Below are 20220 nucleotides of genomic sequence, written 5' to 3'. Positions count from 1 at the left end.
ACGCCTCCCACTCCTGGTGGATGTCTGCGGAACGTGAAGGGGGAGGACCTGCGCGGGTGGGCGGGCTCTCCCTCACCCGGGGCTGTGCGCCCGCGGTGTCGGCGCCGGCCCGAGCGCGTGCCAGGTGAGTTCCCGAAGGACGTGGTAGAGGGTGGTCTGCGCCTCCTGGATCCGGTGCACCGAGGAGGAGGGGACGACGAACAGGTGGTGCAGGACGCCCCGCTCGGACAGCTCGGCCAGCCTGCCGCCCCCGCCCCCGGCCAGCCCGACGGTGAGCATGCCCCGCTCGGCCGCCTCCTCGAACGCCCGGACGACGTTGGCCGACCCACCGCTCGTGGACAGGCCGACGGCGATGTCCCCCGGACGGCCCAGCGCCGCGAGTTGCCTGGCGAAGACCACCTCGAAGCCGACGTCGTTGGAGAGCGCGGTGACCACGGCGACGTCGCCGGTCAGGCAGAGGGCGGGCAGGGCCGGGCCGTCGCAGGGCTGCAGGAAGGCGGTGGCGACCTCCTGGGCGTCGGTGCTGCTCCCGCCGTTGCCGAAGCTGAACAGCCGCCCGCCCGCGGCGAACCGCGCGGCCATCTCCTCGGCGCACGCCGCCAGTTCCGCCGCCGATTCGGCACCCATCCGCTCGCGCAGCCGTACGATCTCGCCGGTCTTCTCCGCGGCCGATCGCACGGCCTCCGCTTCCACCTCCGCTGTCCCGAGGCCGTTCCGGCCGGTGGTCCGGCCGGTGGTCTGGTCGGTGCGCCCGTCGTGGTCATGGTCATGGTCATGGCCGTGGTCGTACAGGAAGGGGTAGAGGCCGCGCATGACCTCCGCGGGTGTTCCGTCAGGCCTGCTCATCGTCGTCCTTCCCTCCGTCGCCGTCGCCGTCGCCGTCGCCGTCGCCGTCGCCTTCGCCGGTGCTCCCGCGCGCGATCACGGCGATCGCCTCCCGGGCGTGGACGAGGACGGTGTCGCCCACCACCGGGTCGACCAGCGCCACGCTCACCTCTTCGAGGACCCCGCCCGCGTCGACGATCGCCAGCTCTCCCTCCAGCAGCCTGACCACGCTCATCGGCAGCGCCTGGTCGGAGCAGGTGACGCAGACACCGGCGGTGCAGTCCTCGGGCCCGTTCACCGGCCCGCCCCTCGCGCGGGCGGGCCGAGCCGGTCGAGGAAGACGTGGACCAGCTCCCACAGCAGGTGGTAGGCGGTGACGTGAACCTCCTTGACCACGGCGGGGTCGTCGGACGCGGCGACCAGGACGTGGTCGGCCGGGAGGCGGCCGGTCATGGTGTGGCCGGCCGGGAGGCGGCCGGTCATGGTGTGGCCGGCCGGGAGGCGGCCGGTCAAGGTGCGGTCGGCCGGGAGGCCGCCGCTCGCCGTACCATTCGCGATGCCGTCCCCCTCCCCGCGGCCTCCGCCGCCGGTCAGGGCGATGGTCAGCAGGCCCAGTTCCCCGGCGGTCTCCAGCCCTCGCAGGACGCTCGGGCACCGGCCGTCACGGGAGATCCCCAAGGCCGTGTCGGCGGCGTCCGCCCAGTGGCGCACCTGGTGGGCGAAGACTTCGGCGACCTCGGTACTCCCCTCGCCGTCCCCGCCTTTCCGGAGGTTCCCGCTTTTTTGGAGGTCCCCGCTTTTTTGGAAGCCCCCGTCGCTCCCGGAGCCGTCCCCGTTCCTTCTGCCCGCCTGGTCGCTCACCCGGCCGGCCGCCGGGGCGCCGTTGCTCAGCGCCACCGCCGGGAGCGCCCTCTTGCCCACGATGACCGGGTGCATGAACTCGACCGCGATGTGCGCGGCATCCGTGCCCGTGCCGCCGAACACGATCAGCTTGCCGCCGAGGCGGAATCCGGCGGCCATGGCCCGGGCGGCACACGCGATGCGTTCCACGTCACCCGCCAGGGCGTGCCCGGCGTGGTCCCGCCGTGCGAAGGCCGCGATGACGGCCGCCTCCGTGACCGGTATGACGGCCGATGGCGAAAGAGGCGTTGTTTGCTTACTCAGTGTGCCAGACATGTCGACGCTCCGTATTTTTCACGGTAGTCGCCACATTACGATTGGCCCTTTCAGGCCCGACACCCTCGGCTCGACAACCAACGGCAAAGCTCTGATCATTGACGTAACCTTCCCGTCCAGATCATGCGAGCCCCCGAGGCGTTCCCGCCGGTCGCGGGAAGGATGGCGGGATGGGCACGGGACGCGCACGGGCACGGATCCGGGTCAGGATCAGGGTCGAGGGAATCGTGCAGGGGGTGGGATTCCGCCCCCACGTCCACTCCCTGGCGCGGCGCCTGGGGCTGTCCGGGTGGGTGGGCAACGACGACCGGGGCGTGTTCATCGAGGCCGAGGGGGAGCCCGGCGACGTCGCGCGCTTCCGGGAGGCCCTGCGGGACCAGGCCCCGCCGCTGGCGGCGATCCACCGCGTGACGGCCACCGCGATACCGGCGTGCGGGGACCGGGGGTTCCGTATCGCGGCCAGCCGAGGGGGGACCCGGCGCGTCACCCTTGTCTCACCCGATGTCGCGACGTGTGACGACTGCCTGGCCGAACTGTTCGACCCCGCCGACCGGCGTCACCGCCACCCCTTCGTCAACTGCACCAACTGCGGGCCGAGGTTCACCATCATCCGGGACGTCCCCTACGACCGGCCCGCAACCACGATGGCCGGGTTCGCCATGTGCGGGGAGTGCGAGAGGGAGTATCTCGACCCGTCGGACCGCAGGTTCCACGCCCAGCCGATCTGCTGCCCGGCCTGTGGCCCGGTCCTTCGTCTTCTCGACGGCGGCCTTCTCGAAGGCGACCTTCGCGGCGAGGATTCGCCTGCCCACGGTCCGGACGCCGGTCGTCCCTGCGACGGCCCGGACCCCCGTGGCCGGGGCGGCGACGGCTCGTACGCCCACGGCCCGCATCCCCGTGACCGGGAGGGCGACGGCTCGCACGCCGGTCGTCCCGGTGCCGGCCCGGGCGGCGGTGCCGATCCGATCGCGGCCGCGGTGGAGGTGCTGCGAGCGGGCGGCGTCCTGGCCGTCAAGGGGCTCGGCGGGTATCACCTGGCGGTCGACGCCACCGACGAGGAGGCCACCCGGACCCTCCGCTCCCGCAAGCACCGCGAGGACAGGCCGTTCGCGGTCATGGTCCCCGACCTGCGTGCCGCGCGGGCACTGTGCGAGCTGGACGCCGAGGGGGAACGGTTGCTCACCGGCTCCCGGCGCCCGATCGTGCTGCTGCCCCGCCGCCCCGGAGCCGCGGTGGCCGGGGCCGTCGCGCCGGGCGACCGCCGCCTCGGCCTCATGCTGCCGTACACGCCGATCCACCACCTGCTCGCCGCCGAACTCGCCCGCCCGTACGTGCTCACCAGCGGAAACCTCTCCGACGAGCCCATCGCCTACCGCGACGGCGACGCGCTCGCCCGGCTCGCCGGGGTCGCGGACGCCTTCCTGACCCACGACCGGCCGATCCACGTCCGCGCCGACGACTCCGTGCTCCTCGCCGCGCGAGGGAGGACGGTGCCGCTGCGCAGATCCCGGGGGTACGCCCCGGAGCCCCTGCGGCTCTCACCGCCCGCCCGGCGGGCCGTGCTCGCCTGCGGCGCCGAGCTGAAGAGCACGTTCTGCCTCGCGAGACAGGGGCACGCCTTCCTCTCCCACCACATCGGCGACCTGGAGAACTACGAGACGCTGCGCTCCTTCACCGAGGGGATCGAGCACCTCCGGCGCCTGCTCGGCATCACCCCGGGGCTGGTCGCCCACGACCTCCACCCCGAATACCTGTCCACCAAGTACGCCCTCGACCTGGAGGTGCCGGGATCGGTGGACCTGACCGGGGTCCAGCACCACCACGCGCACATCGCCTCCTGCCTGGCCGACAACCGGGAGACCGGCCCGGTCATCGGGGTGGCCTTCGACGGCCTCGGCTACGGCACCGACGGCACCATCTGGGGCGGCGAGTTCCTGGTGGCCGACCTGGCGGGCTTCACCCGCGCCGGGTGCCTGGCCCGGGTGCCGATGCCCGGTGGCACCGCGGCGATCAGGCAGCCCTGGCGGATGGCGGCCGCGCACCTGTACGCGGCGTACGGTGACACGCTTCCCGGGAACCTACCAGTCAGGGCCCGTCACGGCTCGCGCTGGGACGAGGTGGTCGCGGTGGCCGGGGCCGGGACGAACTCCCCCCTCACCTCCAGCGCCGGGCGCCTGTTCGACGCGGTGGCGGCGATCCTCGGACTCCGCGACACCGCCACATACGAGGGACAGGCCGCGATCGCCCTGGAACAGTGCGCCGACCCCGCGGAGAAGGGCGCCTATTCGGCCAGGGCCGTCGACGAGGGGGCACTCGTGACGATCCAGGCCACGGACCTCGTCCGGGCGGTCGTCGAGGACACGCGCGCCGGGGCGGTTCCGGCGCTCGTCTCGGCCCGCTTCCACAACGGGCTCGCCGCCGCCACCGCCCGGGTGTGCGCGCGGCTCCGCGAGGACACCGGCCTCGGCACGGTCGCCCTGTCGGGAGGGGTCTTCCAGAACAGGCTGCTGCTGGAGGGCCTCGTCGCCGCCCTCGGGCTCCGCGGCTTCCGGGTCCTGACCCACCGCGCCGTCCCCCCGAACGACGGCGGCGTCAGCTTCGGCCAGGCCGCCGTGGCCGCGGCCCGCGACACCCTCGGCCTCGTCTAGGGAAGTGTCGTCACGGCGGGGGCACGGTGGCCGGGAGATGTGGATCGCGCGGGTCGTGGCCGGCCGTCACGATCTGCCCGGTGCCGGTCAGATCCAGCCCTCCTCCCAGGCGCGGTGCGCGGCGGCGTGGCGGGAGCCGGCGCCGAGCTTGGCCATGGCCGCGGAAAGGTAGTTCCGCACCGTGCCGGGGGCGAGGTGGACCTGCGCCGCGATCTCGTTAATCGAGGCGCCCGTCCGTGAGGCCCGCAGCACCTCCAGCTCCCGTTCGGACAGCGGGCAGTCGTCCTCCGACAGGGCGGAGGCGGCGATGTCCGGGTCCACGTAGCGCCGGCCCGCGGCGACGTCGCGGATGATCTCGGCCAGCCGGCTGGCGGGCGTGGTCTTGGGCACGAACCCGCTCACCCCCGCCGCCAGGGCGCGGCGCAGCACGCCGGGCCGGGCGTGCCGGGTGACGAGGACGATCCGGGTGGGCAGCTCTGCGCGGATCGCCTGCGCGGCGCGCAGCCCGTCGGCGGGCGGCATCTCCAGGTCGAGTACGGCGATGTCCGGCCGCCGCTCGCGTGCCAGGCGCACCGCGTCCGTGGTGGTGGCCGCCTCGGCGACGACGTCCAGGTCATCCTCCAGCGCGAGCAGTGCCGCCAGGGCTCCCCTGATGAGGTCCTCGTCGTCGGCGATCAGCAGCCGGATCACCGCGCGCCCGCCTCGGCCGGGTACGCGCGCGCGTCGGCGGGCAGCGAGGCCACCACCTCGAACCGGTCACCCTCGCATCGCCAGCCCAGCGTGCCGCCGGCCCGCTCCAGCCGCTCTGCCAGGGAGCGCAGACCGGTGCCGGCGCCCGTCCCCGCCCCGGGCCGCTCGGCGTCGCCACCGGCCCCCCGCCGGGCACCACCACCCGTCACGCCCTCGTCATCGCCCTCCGGCCGGGCGCCGTCACCCGCCGGGCCCTCGCCCTCCTGCCGGGCACGACCGTCCTCGACGCCGTCGTTGCCGACCCGGAGGCGGGCACGACCGTCCTCGACGTCGTAGGCGATGTGCGCCCGGCGGGCCCGGCTGTGGCGCAGCACGTTGGTGGTGGCCTCGCGCATCACCAGGCCAAGGACGTGGCGGGCGGGCTCCGGCAGCGTGTCCGCCCCGGTGGCCGGGCCGTGGTCCACGCCCGTGTCGATGCCGGCGGCGGCCAGCACCTTCGCGGCGTTGGCGATCTCGTCCTCCAGGGTCGTGCGCCGGTATCCCTGCACCACGGCACGCGTGTCGCGGAGCGCGTCGGCCGCCAGCCGCCGCACCTCCCGCATCTCCGCGGCGGCCCGGACGGGGGCGGCCTCGGCGAGCCTCTCGGCCAGCTCGCTCTTCAGCGCGATCACCTGCAGGTGGTGTCCCTGGATGTCGTGCAGGTCCGCGGCGAACCGCAGCCGCTCGTCCTTGACCGCCACCTCGGCGGCCAGGAGCCGTGCCCGGTCCAGCCGGTCGGCGACGTCCCAGGCCCACAGCGTGCCCAGCGCCATCCAGGCGACGGAGGCGACCATGCCGGCGGGGAAGGCCCCCGCGAGGAGCCACTCGCCGTTCCCCGAGGCGAGGGCCACGGACCCGCCGAGCGCCGCCGCGACGACCACCGCGCCGGCGATGAGGGTACGCCGGTGCGCCGGCCGCAGGAACATCGCGGTGATCGACACCATCACCGCCGGGGCCACCGCCCACAGCCCGTCGTCGCGCAGGGCGAGCGGGACCGCGCCCAGCACGGCCGCCGCCAGGCCCCCCGCCACCAACCAGCCCACCGGCGGCCCGCCGGTCCCTTCGCGCGTACCCGAGGCGCCGGCCCGGTCCCGCGCCTCGCCGGGTGAGCGCGGCAGCCGGCGGCCGAACAGCACGATGACGGCCACGACCAGCACGGCCAGGGCCAGGCCGGTGACGCCCCTGACCCAGGGGGCCACGCCCTCGTCCATGGCCCAGGCCCTGACGAAGAGCACCAGGGAGACCGTGATGCTCCCGGTGAGGCTCCACCACGTGTAGCGGCGGAAACCGCTCAGTCCCGTCCCGCGCTCGCTCGGCCTGTCACGCACGCGGTCATTGTCCCCCGCGCCATCGGGGGTATGGAGCACCCCAATGACAAATGTCACGAGATTTCGTGACATGACCATGCGGGGACCTGCCGTTTCGGCACTACTGGCGGCTTCTGCCCTCCCGCAGTCTGGTGTCGCATACCCCAACCCCGTACCACGGAGGAGCGACATGACAGCGAGAGCCGCCCATACCCACGGCTGGTGGCCCTTCTTTCGCCACTATCTGGAGATGCTCGCGGCGATGGTCGTCGGCATGGCGGTGTTCGGCGCCGCCGTGCGCGCCGGCCTGGCGCTCGCGGGCCTGGAGTTCCCGGCGAGACCGGAGGTGGTAGCCCTGGAGATGGCCGTCGACATGTCCGCCGGGATGATCGTCTGGATGCGCTACCGGGGCCACGGCTGGGCCGCGACGCTGGAGATGGCCGCATTCATGATCGTCCCCGCCCTCGCGCTGCTCCCGCTGCTGTGGACGGGCGTGATCTCGGGCGACGCGCTCCTCCTGCTGGAGCACGTCGTGATGCTCCCGCTCATGCTCCTGGTGATGCTCCGCCGCCGCGACGAGTACGGAGGTCCCTCCCGTGTCTGATGTCACGACGAGGTCTGGCGTCACGACGAGCCGTTCCCGCTGGAAGGCCGTGCTGCGGCGCTGGCCGATCGCCCTCGCCGTCGGGCTGTTGGCGGCGAGGCTGGCCGCGGGCTCCTCGACGGGGGAGGTCACCTCGCTCGCCGAGATCCTCCCGCTGCTGGCCCTGCTCTATCTCCTGGTGGCCAAGATCCGGCGGCCGGAGGCGTCGTGGCCGCTGCTCCTCGTCCTCGTCGTCCTCTACCTGGTCCTTCGGGTACTGGACGTGGTCGCCGTACCGGTCGTGTTCGCCGCCCTGGCGCTGGCTGTCATGGTGTGGGGCGTCGTCGCCGGTGACCTGCGCCGCTCGGGCGAGTTCCGGGCGCAGGCCCTGGGGATGATCGGGTTCGGGGCGCTGGCGCTGGCCGCGCTGGTCGTGGAGCCCGACCTGGGCCGCTATCTGGTGGCGGCCGGCTGGTTCCTGCACGGCCTCTGGGACTTCGTCCATCTCAGGAGGAAAGCGGTCGTGTCGCGCTCGTACGCGGAGTGGTGCGGCGTCTTCGACATCCTCCTCGCCGCGCAGCTCGTGTTCCTCGCATGAGTGGCGTGCGCGGGTCCGGACCCGCGCACGCCACCCGAAACCGTCAGGGCCGGTACGTTCCGAAGTACCAGTCGTTGCCCTCCGGATCCCTGCAGGCGTAATCGCGCGAGCCGTAGTCCTTGTCGGCCGGCTCACTGGTGATCTCCGCCCCGGCCGCGACGGCCCTGGCGTGGTGGGCGTCGGGGTCGTCCACGACGACGTAGATCCCGGGCCCGCCGGGCTCGCCCGTACCGGTCATGATCATTCCAGTGCCGACAATCAGCTCGCCGTGACCGACGCCCCCGTCGGCGGTCGTGACGAGCTCGTGGACCTCGAACCCGAACGCCTGGACCAGCCAGTCGACGGCCTTGCCCGGGTCGCGGTAATGGACCAGCGGATACACCGTTCGCATGCTCTCTCCTCCCCTGCGGTGATCACCACGATGTCACCGGCGGGAGCGTCGAGGCTTGGAAAAATCTGACCTGATCACCCGATGACGCACGGGGACGGCACCAGCTCGCGGGGAGTGGCGCCCGCCATGATCCTGAAATCGCGGTTCATGTGGGCCTGGTCGTAGTAGCCGCAGACGGCGGCGGTGTCGGCCAGGGACATGCCGGACCTCAGGCGGCCGGTGGCGTGCTCGAAGCGCAGCACCCTGGCCGCGACCTTCGGCGCCAGCCCGATCTGGTCGTGGAAGCGGGAGACCAGGTGCCGGCTGCTCCACCCCAGCTCGGCGGCTATCGAGGCCACGGACACCGTGCCGCGGGTGGCGACCAGGCGCTGCCACGCCCAGCCGACGCGGCGGTCGGGCGGCGGCGCCTCGCCGATGCGCCCGCTGAGCGCCCCGTCCAGCAGGGCGATCCTGGCGGCCCTGCCGGGGGCCTCCGCCAGCCGCTCGAGCGTGGTCGTGGCCCAGCCGCCGAGCACCTCCTCCAGGGAGACCACCCGGTTGGTCAGCTCCCGCAGCGGCATCCCGAGCAGCCGCCTGGCCCCGAGCGGTGTGAGGTTGACCTGCACCCCCTCGGCGATCCCGGCCGTGGTGGTGTCGACATAGGTGTCATGCAGGCCACCGGCGAAGGAGGCCAGCAGCCGGGACCCCCCGGGGCCGCTCAGCGCGAGCGGCGCACCGAACCCGAAGATCATGACGACCCCGGCGAACGGCGGCCGCCGCTGGGCCATGGGATCGGCGTGACGCTCGGTGTAGGCCGACAGGTGTGTGACGTGGGGCCGCAGAAAGGCCCCCGGGTCGCTCTCCGTGAAGGTCAGGCCCTCGGCCACCGCCGCGTCGTTCACGCCCCGACCATAGCCGCCGCCCCCGACAATCCGGCCGCCGAGACCGCCGAGACCGCCGGGGGGCACCCGGAGTCCCGGATGCGCCCGCGCCTCCGCGATCCGTACTACTTCGACCCGCGCCTCTCGGGCCGCGCCTGCCGAGCCGTGCCTCTTCGCCCCGTCCTCTCAAGCCTTGTCCTGCCGCGCCTTCAGGAGGTCAGCCCGGTGTGGTGGGCGAGGAAGGTGAGCTGGTCGGCGGCGAGCTCGACGGTCTTGCTCACCGCGCGGGCCCCGTGACCGGCCTCCGCCTCGTTGCGGAGCAGGATCGGCCGATCCGAGGCCTGGGCGTGCTGCAGGGCGGCGCACATCTTCCAGGCGTGCAGCGGGTGGACCCGGGTGTCGGACTGGAAGACGGTGAACAGCGTCGCCGGATAGGACACGCCCTCCCGCACGTGGTGGTAGGGAGAGTAGGAGTGCAGCCAGGCGAACTCGTCGGGCTTCTCGGCGGAGCCGTACTCGACGTTCCACGTCGCGCCCAGGCCGAACAGCTCGTAGCGGATCATGTCGAGCAGCGGCGCCGAGCAGACCACCGCGGCGTACAGCTCGGGGCGCTGGGTCAGGGCCGCGCCGACCAGCAGGCCGCCGTTGGAGCCGCCGGAGATGGCCAGCTGCGAGGACGTGGTCACGCCGGTGGCGATGAGGTGCTCGGCCGCCGCGTGCAGGTCGTCGAAGACGTTCTGCTTGTGGGAGAGCATCCCGGCCCGGTGCCACTCCTCGCCCTGCTCGCCGCCGCCGCGCAGCTGGGCGATGGCGTACGTGCCGCCCGCCTCGACCCAGCTCAGGATGGACGCGGAGTAACCGGGGGTCATCGAGATGCCGAAGCCGCCGTAGCCGTACAGGACGGTGGGGCGCGGGCCCTCGGCGCCGGGAGGGGAGATCACCAGCATGTGGACCTCGCTGCCGTCGGCCGAGCGGTAGGTCACCTGCTCGGTGTCGACGGCGGGCACCTCGACGGCGCCGGGGGAGGCGGCCCAGAGCGTCGTCTCGCCGGTGCGGGCGTCGTAGCGCTGAATGCTCGGCGGCATGGTGTTGTCGGTGTAGCCGAACCAGGCCTCGTGGCCGCCCTCGGGACGCTCGCTGATGCCGCCGATGGTGCCCAGCCCCGGGGTCGGCACCTCGCCGACGCGCTCGCCGGTGACCAGGTCGTGCACCGAGATCTCGCTGATCGCGTGGCGGGTCCAGCCGACGAGCATGACCGGCCGGTCGAGGTCGTCGAGGATCGCGAAGTCCGTCAGCACGGCCTCGTGGTCCTGCGGGATCAGGTCGCGCCAGTTCTCGAACCGCGGGTCGGACGGGTCGGTCACGCAGACGCGGGCACGAGGGGCCTCCCGGTCGGTGAAGACGTACAGGCGGCCGTCGCGGCCGAAGTGCAGGGCGCTCTGGGCGTCGACGCCCTCCTGGACGACGACCAGCTCGGGCGAGGAGTGGGAGGACGCCTGGAGGTCGGCCACCCACAGGTCGTTGCGCGGCGCCGTACCCCTGGAGGCGGAGATCTGCAGCCAGCGACCGTCGAGGGAGACCGCCACACCGTAGTAGTTGGTCTTCTCCAGGCCCTCGCCGAAGATCAGGACGTCCTCCTCGGTGGAGGTGCCGACCCTGTGAAGGTAGACCCGGCGGTGGTACTGCTCCTCACCCTCGGGCACCTCGGTGGCGGGCAGTCTGCGCACGTAGTAAAAAGCCTCACCGCCGGGCAGCCACGCCACGGGGGAGTAGCGGCAGCGGTCGATCGGCCCCTCGATCCGGTCGCCGTACGCGACGTCCATCAGGTAGAGGCTCGACTCCTCGTCACCGCCCACCGAGACCTGGTATGCGAGCAGGCGGCCCTCCTTGTCGGGCTGCCAGGAGTCGAGGGTGGTCAACCCGGTCGGGTCCAGCGCCATCGGGTCGAGCAGTGCCCGCTCGGCGCCGCCGGGGTCCACGGTGTAGAGCACGGCGTGCTCCTGCCCGGGGGTGCGCCGCATGAAGAACCGCCGCTCCCCGCGCCACGTCGGCGCGCCGATCGACCCCGAGCCGAGCAGCTCCGCGATCCGGGCCTTGAAGCCCTCACGCCGGGGAAGGGCGTCCAGCTCGGTCTCCAGCAGTCTCTCCTGCCCCACCAGCCAGTCCTTCGTCGCCGGGTCGTCCGGGTCCTCAAGCCAGCGGTAGGGGTCGGGAACAGGCACACCGTGGAGCTCCTCGACGAGCTCGAGACGGCTGGCTGGAGGGTATGGCTGTCGCGTCATGGCTGGAACCCTACGACGTCAGGACCACGGGACGGGCGCATTGCGCGGGGGGCGTATCTGATCTGCGGCGGGAGGAGTTAAGAACTGGTAATGCGGGCATAAAACGTATCAGGTGTCTCTCCAGTCATTTATGGGTGGCGAGAACTACGTTGCAGCAGCCAAACTTGGTGAAGGACGGTGCCGTGGTGAGCATCCGCTGGGCCGTCCGGCGGAGGTCCTCGTGACGGAAGCGCCCGGGCCCCAGGAGGGGCCGCCAGCCGGGGCACGCATCGGCGTGCCCCCTCGATTGACGTGTCGTGCGGCGGGAGAGGCTCGCTGATGCGCCAGGTCCTGCTCTTGAACGCCACCTACGAACCCCTGACCACGCTCTCCCTGCACCGGGCCGTCGTGCTCGTGCTCAGGGAGAAGGCGGACGTCGTGCACCGTGACGGGCGGGGCGCCGTGTTCCGCTCGGCGAGCCGCACGCTCGACGTCCCCTCGGTGATCAGGCTTCGAAGATATGTCCGGATCCCCTACCGGTCGCGGATCCCGCTGACCCGAACCGCGCTGATGCGCCGGGACGACTACCGGTGCGCCTACTGCGGCCAGCGGGCCGAGACCATCGACCATGTCATCCCGCGCTCGCGAGGCGGCCCCCACACGTGGGAGAACTGCGTCGCGTCGTGCACGACGTGCAACCACCGCAAGGCCGACCGCATGCTGGAGGAACTGGGGTGGACGCTCAACGTCGCCCCGGTGGTGCCACGCGGCGTCCACTGGCGGTTGATCGGCGCGCACATCGTCGGCGACCCCCAGTGGGCGCCCTACCTCGCGGAGAGCGCGGCCTGAGGGCTGGGGTCCGATGACGGGGCCCGCCGCGGCCGCCTTCCCGGAGGCGGCCGCGGTGGCCACGGACGCCTGCCATGCCCGCGCGCCAGGCCGTATCCGCTGGCGCGGAAGATCCACGATCGGCACAATCACCTCATGACATGGATCTTCACCTCCGATGTCGAGGCGTACACGGGCGTGGCGGAGCCGTGGCTGCTGCGGGACCCGGTTCGCAACACCGTCCCCCTGACGGTCCTGCGTGCCGTACGCAACGGCATGTGGGGCGACGACCCGCTGCTGGGACGGCTGGAGCGCGACGGCGAGGTCGTGGCGACGGCCATCCAGACGCCTCCCCACTTCCTCCTGCTCCCGGCGATCCCCGCGGACGTCGTGCCCGAGCTGGCCACCCACCTGATCGAGGCGGAGAGGGCGATCCCCGGTGTGAGCGGGCCGCTCCCGCCGGCCGAGGCGTTCGCCGCCTCCTGGTGGCGGCCCGAGGCGGGGCGCCGCGCCGAACGCCTCTACCGGCTCGACACGCTGGTCTCCCCGGAACCCCTCGCGGACGGGGCCTCCCGCGTCGCCGGCCCCGCCGATCTCGACCTCCTGGTCCGGTGGGGCGAGGAGTTCCAGGCCGAGGCGGAAGGCATCGCCCACGTCGGCCTGACCGCGCTGGTGGCCAGCCGGATCGCCAGGCGGGAGCTCATTGTGTGGGAGGCGGGCGGGCGGCCCGTCGCGTTCGCCGGGGCCTCCGTGCCCCTCGGCGGGATGTCCCGGGTCGGCCCGGTCTACACGCCCCCGGAGTTTCGCGGGAAGGGCTACGGCACCGCGATCTCGCACGCGGTGAGCGCCAAGGTGAGTGCCGAGGGCGCCACCGAGGTGCTGCTCTTCACCGACCTGTCCAACCCCACCTCCAACTCGATCTACCGGGCGATCGGCTACCGGCCGGTCAGCGACTACGCCTCCATCACCTTCGCGTGAGTGATCCGGGCAATCTGGGTAACCTTGGAGTCATGCCCCGATACGACTTCCGCTGCCGCGCCTGCGGGTCCACCTTCGAGATCTCCCGCCCGATGGCCCGCTCCGGTGAGCCCGCGCTCTGCCCCGACGGCCACGACGACACCGTCAAACTGCTCTCCACGGTCGCCGTGACCGGCGGCTCCGCGGGCTCCGCCGCCGCGCCCCGGCCCTCCGGCGGTGGCGGCGGGTGTTGCGGGGGCGGCTGCTGCGGCTAGGCACCGCCGTCGGCGGAGCCCCGGCCCGGAACCGTCGCGGCAGGGAATCCCCGCCGGGATCCGCCACCCGGGTCGGCTCGCGCCGCCGGGTGACAGATCGGATGACCACGGCCGCTCCGGGCCTGCTCCCTGATCGGCCGTGTGCGAGCGGTCAGGCGGCGCGCTTGCCCTGGAAGGGCAGGAACGCCTCGGCCCGGTGCGGGCGGGCCGGCACGAAGGTGGGCTCGGTGGCGATGATCCGGTCGAACCTGAACGCCCGGATCGCGCCGCGCAGGCGGCACATCCCGACGAGATACCAGTATTCGCGGTGGACCATGCAGGTCACCGGGTCGACGTCGCGGACGGTGACCCGCCCGGAGACGTCCTGGTAGTGGAGGCGGATGACGAGGCCTGAGGTGATGGCGGTGGCGATCGTGCGGGCTCGGTCGGCGATCTGGGGGGGCATCGGCTCGGTGAGGGTCGCCAGGGTGGTGGCGACGATGTCGTCGTCGAGCTCCATCTGCTCGAAGGCGTGGCGCAGACCGCTGCGGGCGGCGTTGGCCTGCGGACCCGACCCCAGATGTGCCATCGACAGGGCGAGGGCGGCGATCTCGGCGGTCGTCAGCGGGGCGGTGAGCTTCATGACATCAGCCATACCCTGATAATACGGCCGAGTACCGACATTTTTTCGAACTTCCTGTCGGGTAAGGCATCTCTACCCGACAGGAAGCCCAGGTCAGCGGGACAGCTGTGACAGGTCGCGCGAGGCGCCGGTCGAGGCGGAGGTGGTGAGCGCGGCGTACGCCTGGAGCGCGGCGCTCACCTGGCGCTGGCGGTCGCGCGGCCGGTAGCCGCCCAGGTCTGCGAGGAGCTTCTCGCGGCGGGCGGCCAGCTCCTCCTCGGCGACCTTCAGCTCGATCGAACGGCCGGGGATGTCGATCGCGACGAGGTCGCCGTCCTCGACGAGGGCGATGGTGCCGCCCTCGGCCGCTTCGGGGGAGGCATGGCCGATGGACAGCCCGCTCGTGCCGCCGGAGAAGCGGCCGTCGGTGACCAGCGCGCAGTCCTTGCCCAGCCCCTTGCCCTTGAGGAACGAGGTGGGGTAGAGCATCTCCTGCATGCCGGGCCCGCCCTTCGGCCCCTCGTAGCGGATCACCACGACGTCGCCGGCCTTGACCTTGTTGTTGAGGATGCCCTCGACCGCGTCGTCCTGCGACTCGAAGACCACGGCCGGGCCCTCGAACCTCCAGATCGACTCGTCGACCCCGGCGGTCTTGACGATGCAGCCCTCGGTGGCGATGTTGCCGTACAGGACGGCCAGGCCGCCGTCGCGGGTGTAGGCGTGCTCGGCGTCGCGCACGCAGCCCTCGGAGCGGTCGAGGTCCAGCTCCTCCCAGCGGGCGCCCTGGGAGAAGGGCTTGACGGTGCGGACGTTGCCGGGGGCCGCGTGCCACAGCTCCAGCGCCTCGGGCAGCACCTGCGGCGACCGGGGGTCCCAGCCGTCGAGGTAGTCGCCCAGGGTGCCGCCGTTGACGGTGTACGCGTCGCGGTGGAGCAGGCCCGCCCGGTCGAGCTCGCCGAGGATCGCCGGGATGCCGCCCGCGCGGTGCACGTCCTCGACGTGGTACTTCGCCGTGGCGGGGGCGACCTTGCACAGGCAGGGCACCCGCAGCGAGATCTCGTTGATCTCCTTCAGCCCGAAGTCGACCTGGGCCTCGCGGGCCGCGGCCAGGATGTGCAGGATTGTGTTGGTCGAGCCGCCCATCGCCACGTCCAGCGCCATGGCGTTCTCGAACGCGTCCTTGGTCGCGATGGCGCGCGGCAGGACCGTCTCGTCGTCCTGCTCGTAGTGGCGGCGGGTGATCTCCACCAGCTGGCGGCCGGCGTCCTCGAACAGCTTCCTGCGCGCCTTGTGGGTGGCCAGGATCGTGCCGTTGCCCGGCAGTGCGAGGCCGATGGCCTCGGCGAGGCAGTTCATCGAGTTGGCGGTGAACATCCCGCTGCACGAACCGCAGGTCGGGCAGGCGTTCTCCTCCATCTCCAGCAGCTCGGCGTCGGAGACGGCGTCGTTGGCGGCGGCGATCATCGGGTCGATCAGGTCGAGCTTGCCGTTGGGGGTCTTGCCCGCCTCCATCGGCCCGCCGGAGACGAAGACCGTGGGGATGTTGAGCCTGAAGGCGGCGAGCAGCATGCCCGGGGTGATCTTGTCACAGTTGGAGATGCAGATCAGGGCGTCGGCGCAGTGCGCGTTGACCATGTACTCGACCGCGTCCGCGATCAGCTCCCGGCTGGGCAGCGAGTAGAGCATGCCGCCGTGGCCCATCGCGATGCCGTCGTCGACCGCGATCGTGTTGAACTCGCGCGGGATCGCGCCCGCCTCGCGGATCGCGCCGGCGACGACGTCGCCGACCTCGCGGAGGTGGACGTGCCCGGGGACGAACTGGGTGAAGCTGTTGGCCACGGCGATGATCGGTTTCCCGAAGTCCTCGCCGGCTACGCCCGTCGCCCGGAGCAGGGCCCGGGCCCCGGCCATGTTCCTGCCGTGAGTGACCGTACGAGACCTGAGGGCGGGCATAAGGCTTCTCCCATCATCGAAACCGTGTCTACAAATGGTACGGCTATCGCCCGGTGCGTGAGACGCCTGTCCACGCCGCGAGACGTCCGGCCGGTGACCACATGCTCCGTCGACACCGCACGAGCATGATCGACGCACGAGACGGGGTGGACGGGGCCGGGGGCGGCGAGGCGCCGCGCCGGTGTCCGGGACGGTTCCGGAACGCCGACGGGGCACGGGGTGGGCACCGGGGCGGCGGCCGGTGGGCCCGACAGGCCCAGGGTGTTCCCCGACACTACCGAAGGTCTCCGCGCCCGGCGAACCCGGGACGAGCGGCGCCCGCGCCGAAGGGGCCTCGGTCACCCGCCACACGCCACGACGTCCGCGCAGGAAGGGCCTCGGTCACCCGTCACACGCCGCGACGCTTATGAGGGAAGGCCTCCGATCGCCCGCCGCGACGCCCGCGCGGGGAGGGGCCGGGCTCCCGGCGCGCCCGTGGGCACGGGAAGCACGCGAGGGCGCCGGAAGGAGGGGAGACGGGAGTCGCCTGGCCGGAGCGCCGTGGCGGGGCGGACTCCCGTCGGTCCCGACGGGGGAGGCGGTCGGTCGAGAACGGGCTCGCGGGACGGCCGGGATCAGTTCTCCGGGTAGCGCGCGGGCAGAACCTGCTCGGCGGCCTCGAAGATCCTGTCGATCTCGGCGTCGGTGAGTGAGCGTTCCCGCTTGGTGATCCATTTACGGACACGACTGCCGTCGAACACGTCGACCTCGCGGACGTTGAGGACCTTCCAGGGGATGGCCGGGCCGTAGATCGCCAGGGACGGCACGATCGTGACCTCGCGGCCCAGTTCGGCGCCGATCAGCTCTCCGGCCTGGGAGGCCTCCCAGCGGGCCTCGTCGAGGCGGGGCTTCTGGCTGAACGGGCCATGGAACAGCTTGCGGTGCGACTGGACGCGGACCGGCAGGCGCTTGTCCCACTTCTCGGAGTCGACCGCGTAGACGCCGGTGGGGCCCACGACCAGATGGTCGATCTGGGCCTCGCTGCCGGGGATCGCGCGGGCGTGCAGGGTGCGGTAACCCCCGCGCTCCAGCCGTTTCAGCTGCATCTCCGTGCGCCGCTCCGCGACCGAGGCGCGCCGCCAGGCGGGCACCGACGAGTTGGAGCGGGCGCGGAGCACCGTGTCGACGATCGCGGCCACCACGGCGGCGCTGAGGCCCAGCGGCCAGCTGGCCAGCAGGACGCCCGCGAGCACGCCCACGCCGACCGAGATGATCACGCGTCGGCGCAGGTGGCGGTACTTCGGGTGGTCGAGCAGGCTGCGCAGCGAGGCGCGCTCGACAGGTGCGTACGTAGACGCTGGCGCGGCGGGTCGAGACGTCGGCCGGTCCTCGGCCTGTCGGTCGCTGACCCAAATCGGTGACGTAGTGTTACCGTCTTCTGGTACCTGACCGGAATCCACGTAACTCACGGTAGCTGACGTCCTCGGGGGTGCCTAGTATTGCGTATCTCATACTTTTGTGACCGCCGTCACCCGCTTGGCACTGCTATGAACCGGGTACCTTAGGAACTTTTCGCTCCGGATGACCGCGTGCTCCGGGCCTGCCGCGCGGGGCGTGACCCACGTTCATGATCTTAACCCCCCGGAGCGGGCGGCGGCGGCCGCGCGGCGCGGGGAGATCTCACCCGGCGACACGCCGATCTCCGTGTCGTCGCAGATCGAGGCCGCCCGCGGGGGTTTACGGAGCGAGCGCGGACCCGCCGTCCGGTAGCTCTCGACGGGGGGTCGGCGCCGGGTTACTTTTGAGGTGTGGACAGTGCGATCGAGGTCTTCGGCTTTCTCGTCGGAGTCTCCGGCGGCCTGTTCCTGCTCATCGCCCTGCTCGTGACGATGCCCGGCAGGCTGCGTGACAAGGCCGCGAGGAGCACCTCGGCGGGTGCGGTCTGGCTGGGTGGCCCGCTCGGCAGCGAACGGGGGATCACCGGCTCCGTCCTCGTGCTGACCGGGCGGCGACCCACCGGGTCCCTGGAGCCGGAGGCCGACTGGGTCGCGCTCGCGGAGACCTCCGAGCCCGGACGGCACACCGGAGGGGCGTCGGCGGCCTGGTGAACCGGCCGACCGGCGAATCACCGGACCGGTGAAGGCACTGGTGAAGGCGAGGTGGCGGAGATGCTCACTCTGACCCCGACACAGGGGGACGACGTCCGCGGGGCCCTGCGCACCGCGGAGCGGAACACCGGGCTGCGTTTCGCCGCCTACCTCGGGCCGGCGATCGGGCCGCGCCGCCACTTCTCCGAGCGGCTGCACGCCGCGCTGGGCGCCGACGCCGACAGGGCCGTGCTCGTCTTCGTGGACCAGCGGGGGAGGGCACTGGAGATCGTCACGGGTTCGCTGGCCAGGGAGTGGCTGCCCGACGCCGAGTGCCGGGTGGCCGCGACGTCGATGGCCGCGGTGCTCGGCCTGGGCGATCTGGTGGGCGGGCTGGTCACCGGCGTTCTGCTGCTCGCCGACCAGGCGTCGCGGCGCAGGTGATCCCGTAGTCCCGCCAAGTGAATGATCTTCAGGACGGTCCGTCCGGGCGGAACGAGGATGATTTTCCCGGATAATCGGCTCGTGCTGAGGATCGTGTGGGACGCGCTGCCGGGTCGCTCTCGCAGGAGGTCCGCGGCGGAACGGGAGCCGGACAGGATTCTCGACTACGTCCAGGCGACCCTCGCGGACGCCCGCAGGAAGGTCCGCAGGGAGGATGAGACGGCGGCCATCCTGCTGTTCGCGACGGGGGCCGCCGCCGGTGCCGTCGCCGTCGGGCTGCTGAACGGCCACTGGAGGCCAGGCGAGCTGTCCAGCAAGATCGAGTGGCTCTGGTGGACGAGCATGTTCTTCTGGCTGATGGGAATGCTCGTGCTCGCCGGAGCCCTCTACCGCCGTACGGCCGGGCTCGCGGGCAGGGCCCTGGAGCGGCGCCGCTTCTACCCCGGGGGGTTCGCCGACGACCCGCCGCCGGCACCGGACCCCCGCCTGGGGTACCGGGTGGCACCGCCCGCGGGCGGCCTCGACGGCGAGGCCAGGGTCGACCTCGCCGTCCTGGAGATCAGGAGGCTCAACGCCGTCGGGGACGCCAAACAGCGCTACATCCGCCGGAGCGTCCTGCTCATGACGTTCTCCATCGCCTGTTGCGCGCTGTCACTGCTCATCGACAGCGCGCTCTGAGTCTCCGAACCTCGGGGCCGGGCCCGGCCGATCAGGACTGGAGCAGCTTCACCAGGTACGTGCTGATGTCCGTCAGCAGCGTCGAGGGCGTCACCGGGACGCCCGCCACGGCGGAGAACAGGGCGGGCAACCCCGGCAGCGGGAAGCCGTCGTCCTCGGACGCCTCGCCGCCCACGCCGTTCTTGGCCAGCGCGGTCCGGCTGCGCTCCCACGCCTCGGTGACCTCCTCGGGGGAGGGCACGCCGAACCCGTGGCCCACCGGGGCCGCGTGGCGCAACCGCACCAGCGGGGTGTCGGCGAAGGCCAGGGCCACCCGGGAACGCAGCGTGAGGTCGTCGCGGCGCTCCGGGTCCACCCAGTCCATCGCGGTGCAGGGGTTGCGGCAGTCGGCGACGCAGGTGGCCAGCGCCCCGGCCACCTGGCTGTGCTGGCGGTCGAAGTAGGCGCGCCACCCCTCGGCCGGCTCCCCGGCCACCCGCAGGGTCCGGTTCACGGCCGACTGCTCGGCCCTCGTGTGGTCGCAGTCGCGGTCGCCGATCACCCCGAACCTGCTGTCCGGCGCGGTGAGGCCCTCCGGCCAGCGCGCCGGGTCTCCGGCGCTGCCGAGCACCGGCTCGAAGGCGAGCAGCGGGAGGTACTCGCTGGCGATGTGCAGGGCGGCGACCATGGGACTCAGCTCGCGGCGGTGCCACCTGACCGCGATGACCTCCAGCAGCAGCCCGTACGCGGGCCGCAGCGACTCCAGCGCGCCGCGCGGCTGCTCGCGGGGCGTCTGCGGCATCGTGCAGGCCCGCGCCCGCCGCCGTAGATCGCTCGGCACGGCCCGTGCCTCGGCGGCGAAGTCCTCCGCGTCGAGCGAGAGCAGCCGCTGGCCGAACTCGCACGCCGCCTCGATGTTGCCGGCGTCCTTCACGACGCCCGAGGCGAGGGCCCCGACGTCACCGAAGGCGTATCTGCGGGCCAGGGAGACGAGCAGGTCACGCGCCGATTCCACGTGATTACCCTCTCACGACCCACGAACGACAGAGATGTTGTCTATG

Annotated in this window: 21 protein-coding genes; 9 read left to right on the top strand and 12 right to left on the bottom strand. The window is 72.5% G+C overall.

Translation table 11 applies throughout. The features are described from left to right. Window positions 1-72 precede the first annotated feature (72 nt). From ACTOQ2_RS03285 to ACTOQ2_RS03275, 3 genes are read right to left on the bottom strand one after another with little or no spacing between them, the layout of a single operon-like run. Entirely contained in the window at window positions 73-846 is a 774-nt protein-coding gene (locus ACTOQ2_RS03285) for a D-sedoheptulose-7-phosphate isomerase (RefSeq protein WP_440098163.1), read from the bottom strand. After that, window positions 833-1123 carry a HypC/HybG/HupF family hydrogenase formation chaperone gene (locus tag ACTOQ2_RS03280; protein WP_440098162.1) on the bottom strand — a complete coding sequence of 97 codons (291 nt, stop codon included), beginning with the start codon at window positions 1121-1123 and terminating at the stop codon, window positions 833-835. Before ACTOQ2_RS03280 ends, ACTOQ2_RS03285 begins: the two co-directional genes overlap by 14 nt. Then, window positions 1120-2001, bottom strand: a complete 882-nt coding sequence (locus ACTOQ2_RS03275) for a hypothetical protein (protein ID WP_440098161.1) — start codon at window positions 1999-2001, stop codon at window positions 1120-1122. Before ACTOQ2_RS03275 ends, ACTOQ2_RS03280 begins: the two co-directional genes overlap by 4 nt. Window positions 2002-2171: 170 nt before the next feature. Between ACTOQ2_RS03275 and hypF the strand changes: the two genes are divergently transcribed. Continuing rightward, window positions 2172-4649 carry a carbamoyltransferase HypF gene (gene hypF / locus ACTOQ2_RS03270; protein ID WP_440098160.1) on the top strand — a complete coding sequence of 826 codons (2478 nt, stop codon included), beginning with the start codon at window positions 2172-2174 and terminating at the stop codon, window positions 4647-4649. 87 nt (window positions 4650-4736) lie between these two features. On the opposite strand, the gene ACTOQ2_RS03265 is transcribed toward hypF, so the two are convergent. Next, window positions 4737-5339, bottom strand: coding sequence for a response regulator transcription factor (locus ACTOQ2_RS03265; RefSeq protein WP_440098159.1), 603 nt, complete (start codon window positions 5337-5339; stop codon window positions 4737-4739). Next, window positions 5336-6706, bottom strand: coding sequence for a sensor histidine kinase (locus ACTOQ2_RS03260; RefSeq protein ID WP_440098158.1), 1371 nt, complete (start codon window positions 6704-6706; stop codon window positions 5336-5338). Before ACTOQ2_RS03260 ends, ACTOQ2_RS03265 begins: the two co-directional genes overlap by 4 nt. Before the next feature lie 169 nt (window positions 6707-6875). On the opposite strand from ACTOQ2_RS03260, the gene ACTOQ2_RS03255 reads away from it, so the two are divergent. Further along, window positions 6876-7289 carry a hypothetical protein gene (locus ACTOQ2_RS03255; RefSeq protein WP_440098157.1) on the top strand — a complete coding sequence of 138 codons (414 nt, stop codon included), beginning with the start codon at window positions 6876-6878 and terminating at the stop codon, window positions 7287-7289. Continuing rightward, window positions 7282-7866, top strand: a complete 585-nt coding sequence (locus ACTOQ2_RS03250; protein WP_440098156.1) for a hypothetical protein — start codon at window positions 7282-7284, stop codon at window positions 7864-7866. The genes ACTOQ2_RS03255 and ACTOQ2_RS03250 overlap by 8 nt, the downstream gene beginning before the upstream one ends. Window positions 7867-7909: 43 nt before the next feature. On the opposite strand, the gene ACTOQ2_RS03245 is transcribed toward ACTOQ2_RS03250, so the two are convergent. From ACTOQ2_RS03245 to ACTOQ2_RS03235, 3 genes are all read right to left on the bottom strand, one after another. Continuing rightward, complete coding sequence (locus tag ACTOQ2_RS03245) at window positions 7910-8257, bottom strand: VOC family protein (RefSeq protein ID WP_440098154.1); 348 nt, start codon at window positions 8255-8257, stop codon at window positions 7910-7912. 74 nt (window positions 8258-8331) lie between these two features. Next, window positions 8332-9138 carry a helix-turn-helix domain-containing protein gene (locus ACTOQ2_RS03240; protein WP_440098153.1) on the bottom strand — a complete coding sequence of 269 codons (807 nt, stop codon included), beginning with the start codon at window positions 9136-9138 and terminating at the stop codon, window positions 8332-8334. 188 nt (window positions 9139-9326) lie between these two features. Further along, a complete protein-coding gene (locus ACTOQ2_RS03235; protein ID WP_440098152.1) occupies window positions 9327-11399 on the bottom strand; it encodes a prolyl oligopeptidase family serine peptidase in 2073 nt (690 codons plus the stop codon). A gap of 318 nt (window positions 11400-11717) precedes the next feature. Here ACTOQ2_RS03235 and ACTOQ2_RS03230 point away from each other — a divergent pair, with 318 nt between their 5' ends. From ACTOQ2_RS03230 to ACTOQ2_RS03220, 3 genes are all read left to right on the top strand, one after another. Then, on the top strand, window positions 11718-12227 hold the full coding sequence (locus tag ACTOQ2_RS03230; RefSeq protein WP_329084484.1) for an HNH endonuclease: 510 nt from the start codon (window positions 11718-11720) through the stop codon (window positions 12225-12227). Window positions 12228-12362: 135 nt separating this feature from the next. Further along, window positions 12363-13184, top strand: a complete 822-nt coding sequence (locus ACTOQ2_RS03225) for a GNAT family N-acetyltransferase (RefSeq protein WP_440098150.1) — start codon at window positions 12363-12365, stop codon at window positions 13182-13184. 32 nt (window positions 13185-13216) lie between these two features. Next, window positions 13217-13438, top strand: coding sequence for an FmdB family zinc ribbon protein (locus ACTOQ2_RS03220; protein ID WP_440081265.1), 222 nt, complete (start codon window positions 13217-13219; stop codon window positions 13436-13438). Window positions 13439-13589: 151 nt separating this feature from the next. Here ACTOQ2_RS03220 and ACTOQ2_RS03215 read toward each other — a convergent pair whose 3' ends face one another. The 3 genes from ACTOQ2_RS03215 to ACTOQ2_RS03205 form a co-directional block, all read right to left on the bottom strand. After that, window positions 13590-14072, bottom strand: coding sequence for a helix-turn-helix transcriptional regulator (locus ACTOQ2_RS03215; protein ID WP_440098149.1), 483 nt, complete (start codon window positions 14070-14072; stop codon window positions 13590-13592). 81 nt (window positions 14073-14153) lie between these two features. Then, window positions 14154-15992 carry a dihydroxy-acid dehydratase gene (gene ilvD / locus ACTOQ2_RS03210; RefSeq protein WP_440098148.1) on the bottom strand — a complete coding sequence of 613 codons (1839 nt, stop codon included), beginning with the start codon at window positions 15990-15992 and terminating at the stop codon, window positions 14154-14156. A gap of 614 nt (window positions 15993-16606) precedes the next feature. Further along, window positions 16607-17248 carry a nuclease-related domain-containing protein gene (locus ACTOQ2_RS03205; protein WP_440098146.1) on the bottom strand — a complete coding sequence of 214 codons (642 nt, stop codon included), beginning with the start codon at window positions 17246-17248 and terminating at the stop codon, window positions 16607-16609. Window positions 17249-17779: 531 nt separating this feature from the next. On the opposite strand from ACTOQ2_RS03205, the gene ACTOQ2_RS03200 reads away from it, so the two are divergent. The 3 genes from ACTOQ2_RS03200 to ACTOQ2_RS03190 all read left to right on the top strand — a co-directional run bounded on the left by ACTOQ2_RS03200 (window position 17780) and on the right by ACTOQ2_RS03190 (window position 19180). After that, window positions 17780-18079 carry a hypothetical protein gene (locus ACTOQ2_RS03200; RefSeq protein ID WP_440098144.1) on the top strand — a complete coding sequence of 100 codons (300 nt, stop codon included), beginning with the start codon at window positions 17780-17782 and terminating at the stop codon, window positions 18077-18079. Window positions 18080-18139: 60 nt separating this feature from the next. After that, window positions 18140-18502 (top strand): DUF5130 family protein, encoded by a 363-nt coding sequence (locus ACTOQ2_RS03195; protein WP_362686880.1) that lies wholly within the window; start codon window positions 18140-18142, stop codon window positions 18500-18502. Window positions 18503-18583: 81 nt separating this feature from the next. Beyond that, window positions 18584-19180: a hypothetical protein gene (locus tag ACTOQ2_RS03190; protein WP_440098142.1), complete on the top strand. Its 597-nt coding sequence runs from the start codon at window positions 18584-18586 to the stop codon at window positions 19178-19180. Between the two features lie 31 nt (window positions 19181-19211). Here ACTOQ2_RS03190 and ACTOQ2_RS03185 read toward each other — a convergent pair whose 3' ends face one another. Then, window positions 19212-20174 carry a hypothetical protein gene (locus tag ACTOQ2_RS03185; RefSeq protein WP_440098141.1) on the bottom strand — a complete coding sequence of 321 codons (963 nt, stop codon included), beginning with the start codon at window positions 20172-20174 and terminating at the stop codon, window positions 19212-19214. Between the last annotated feature and the right edge of the window lie 46 nt (window positions 20175-20220).

It is taken from the genome of Streptosporangium sp. H16 (genome assembly GCF_051918855.1).
Classification (GTDB): Bacteria; Actinomycetota; Actinomycetes; order Streptosporangiales; family Streptosporangiaceae; genus Streptosporangium.
The sequence above is the reverse complement of the archived record's forward strand: the minus strand, read 5'-3'. Positions and strand labels throughout refer to the sequence as shown.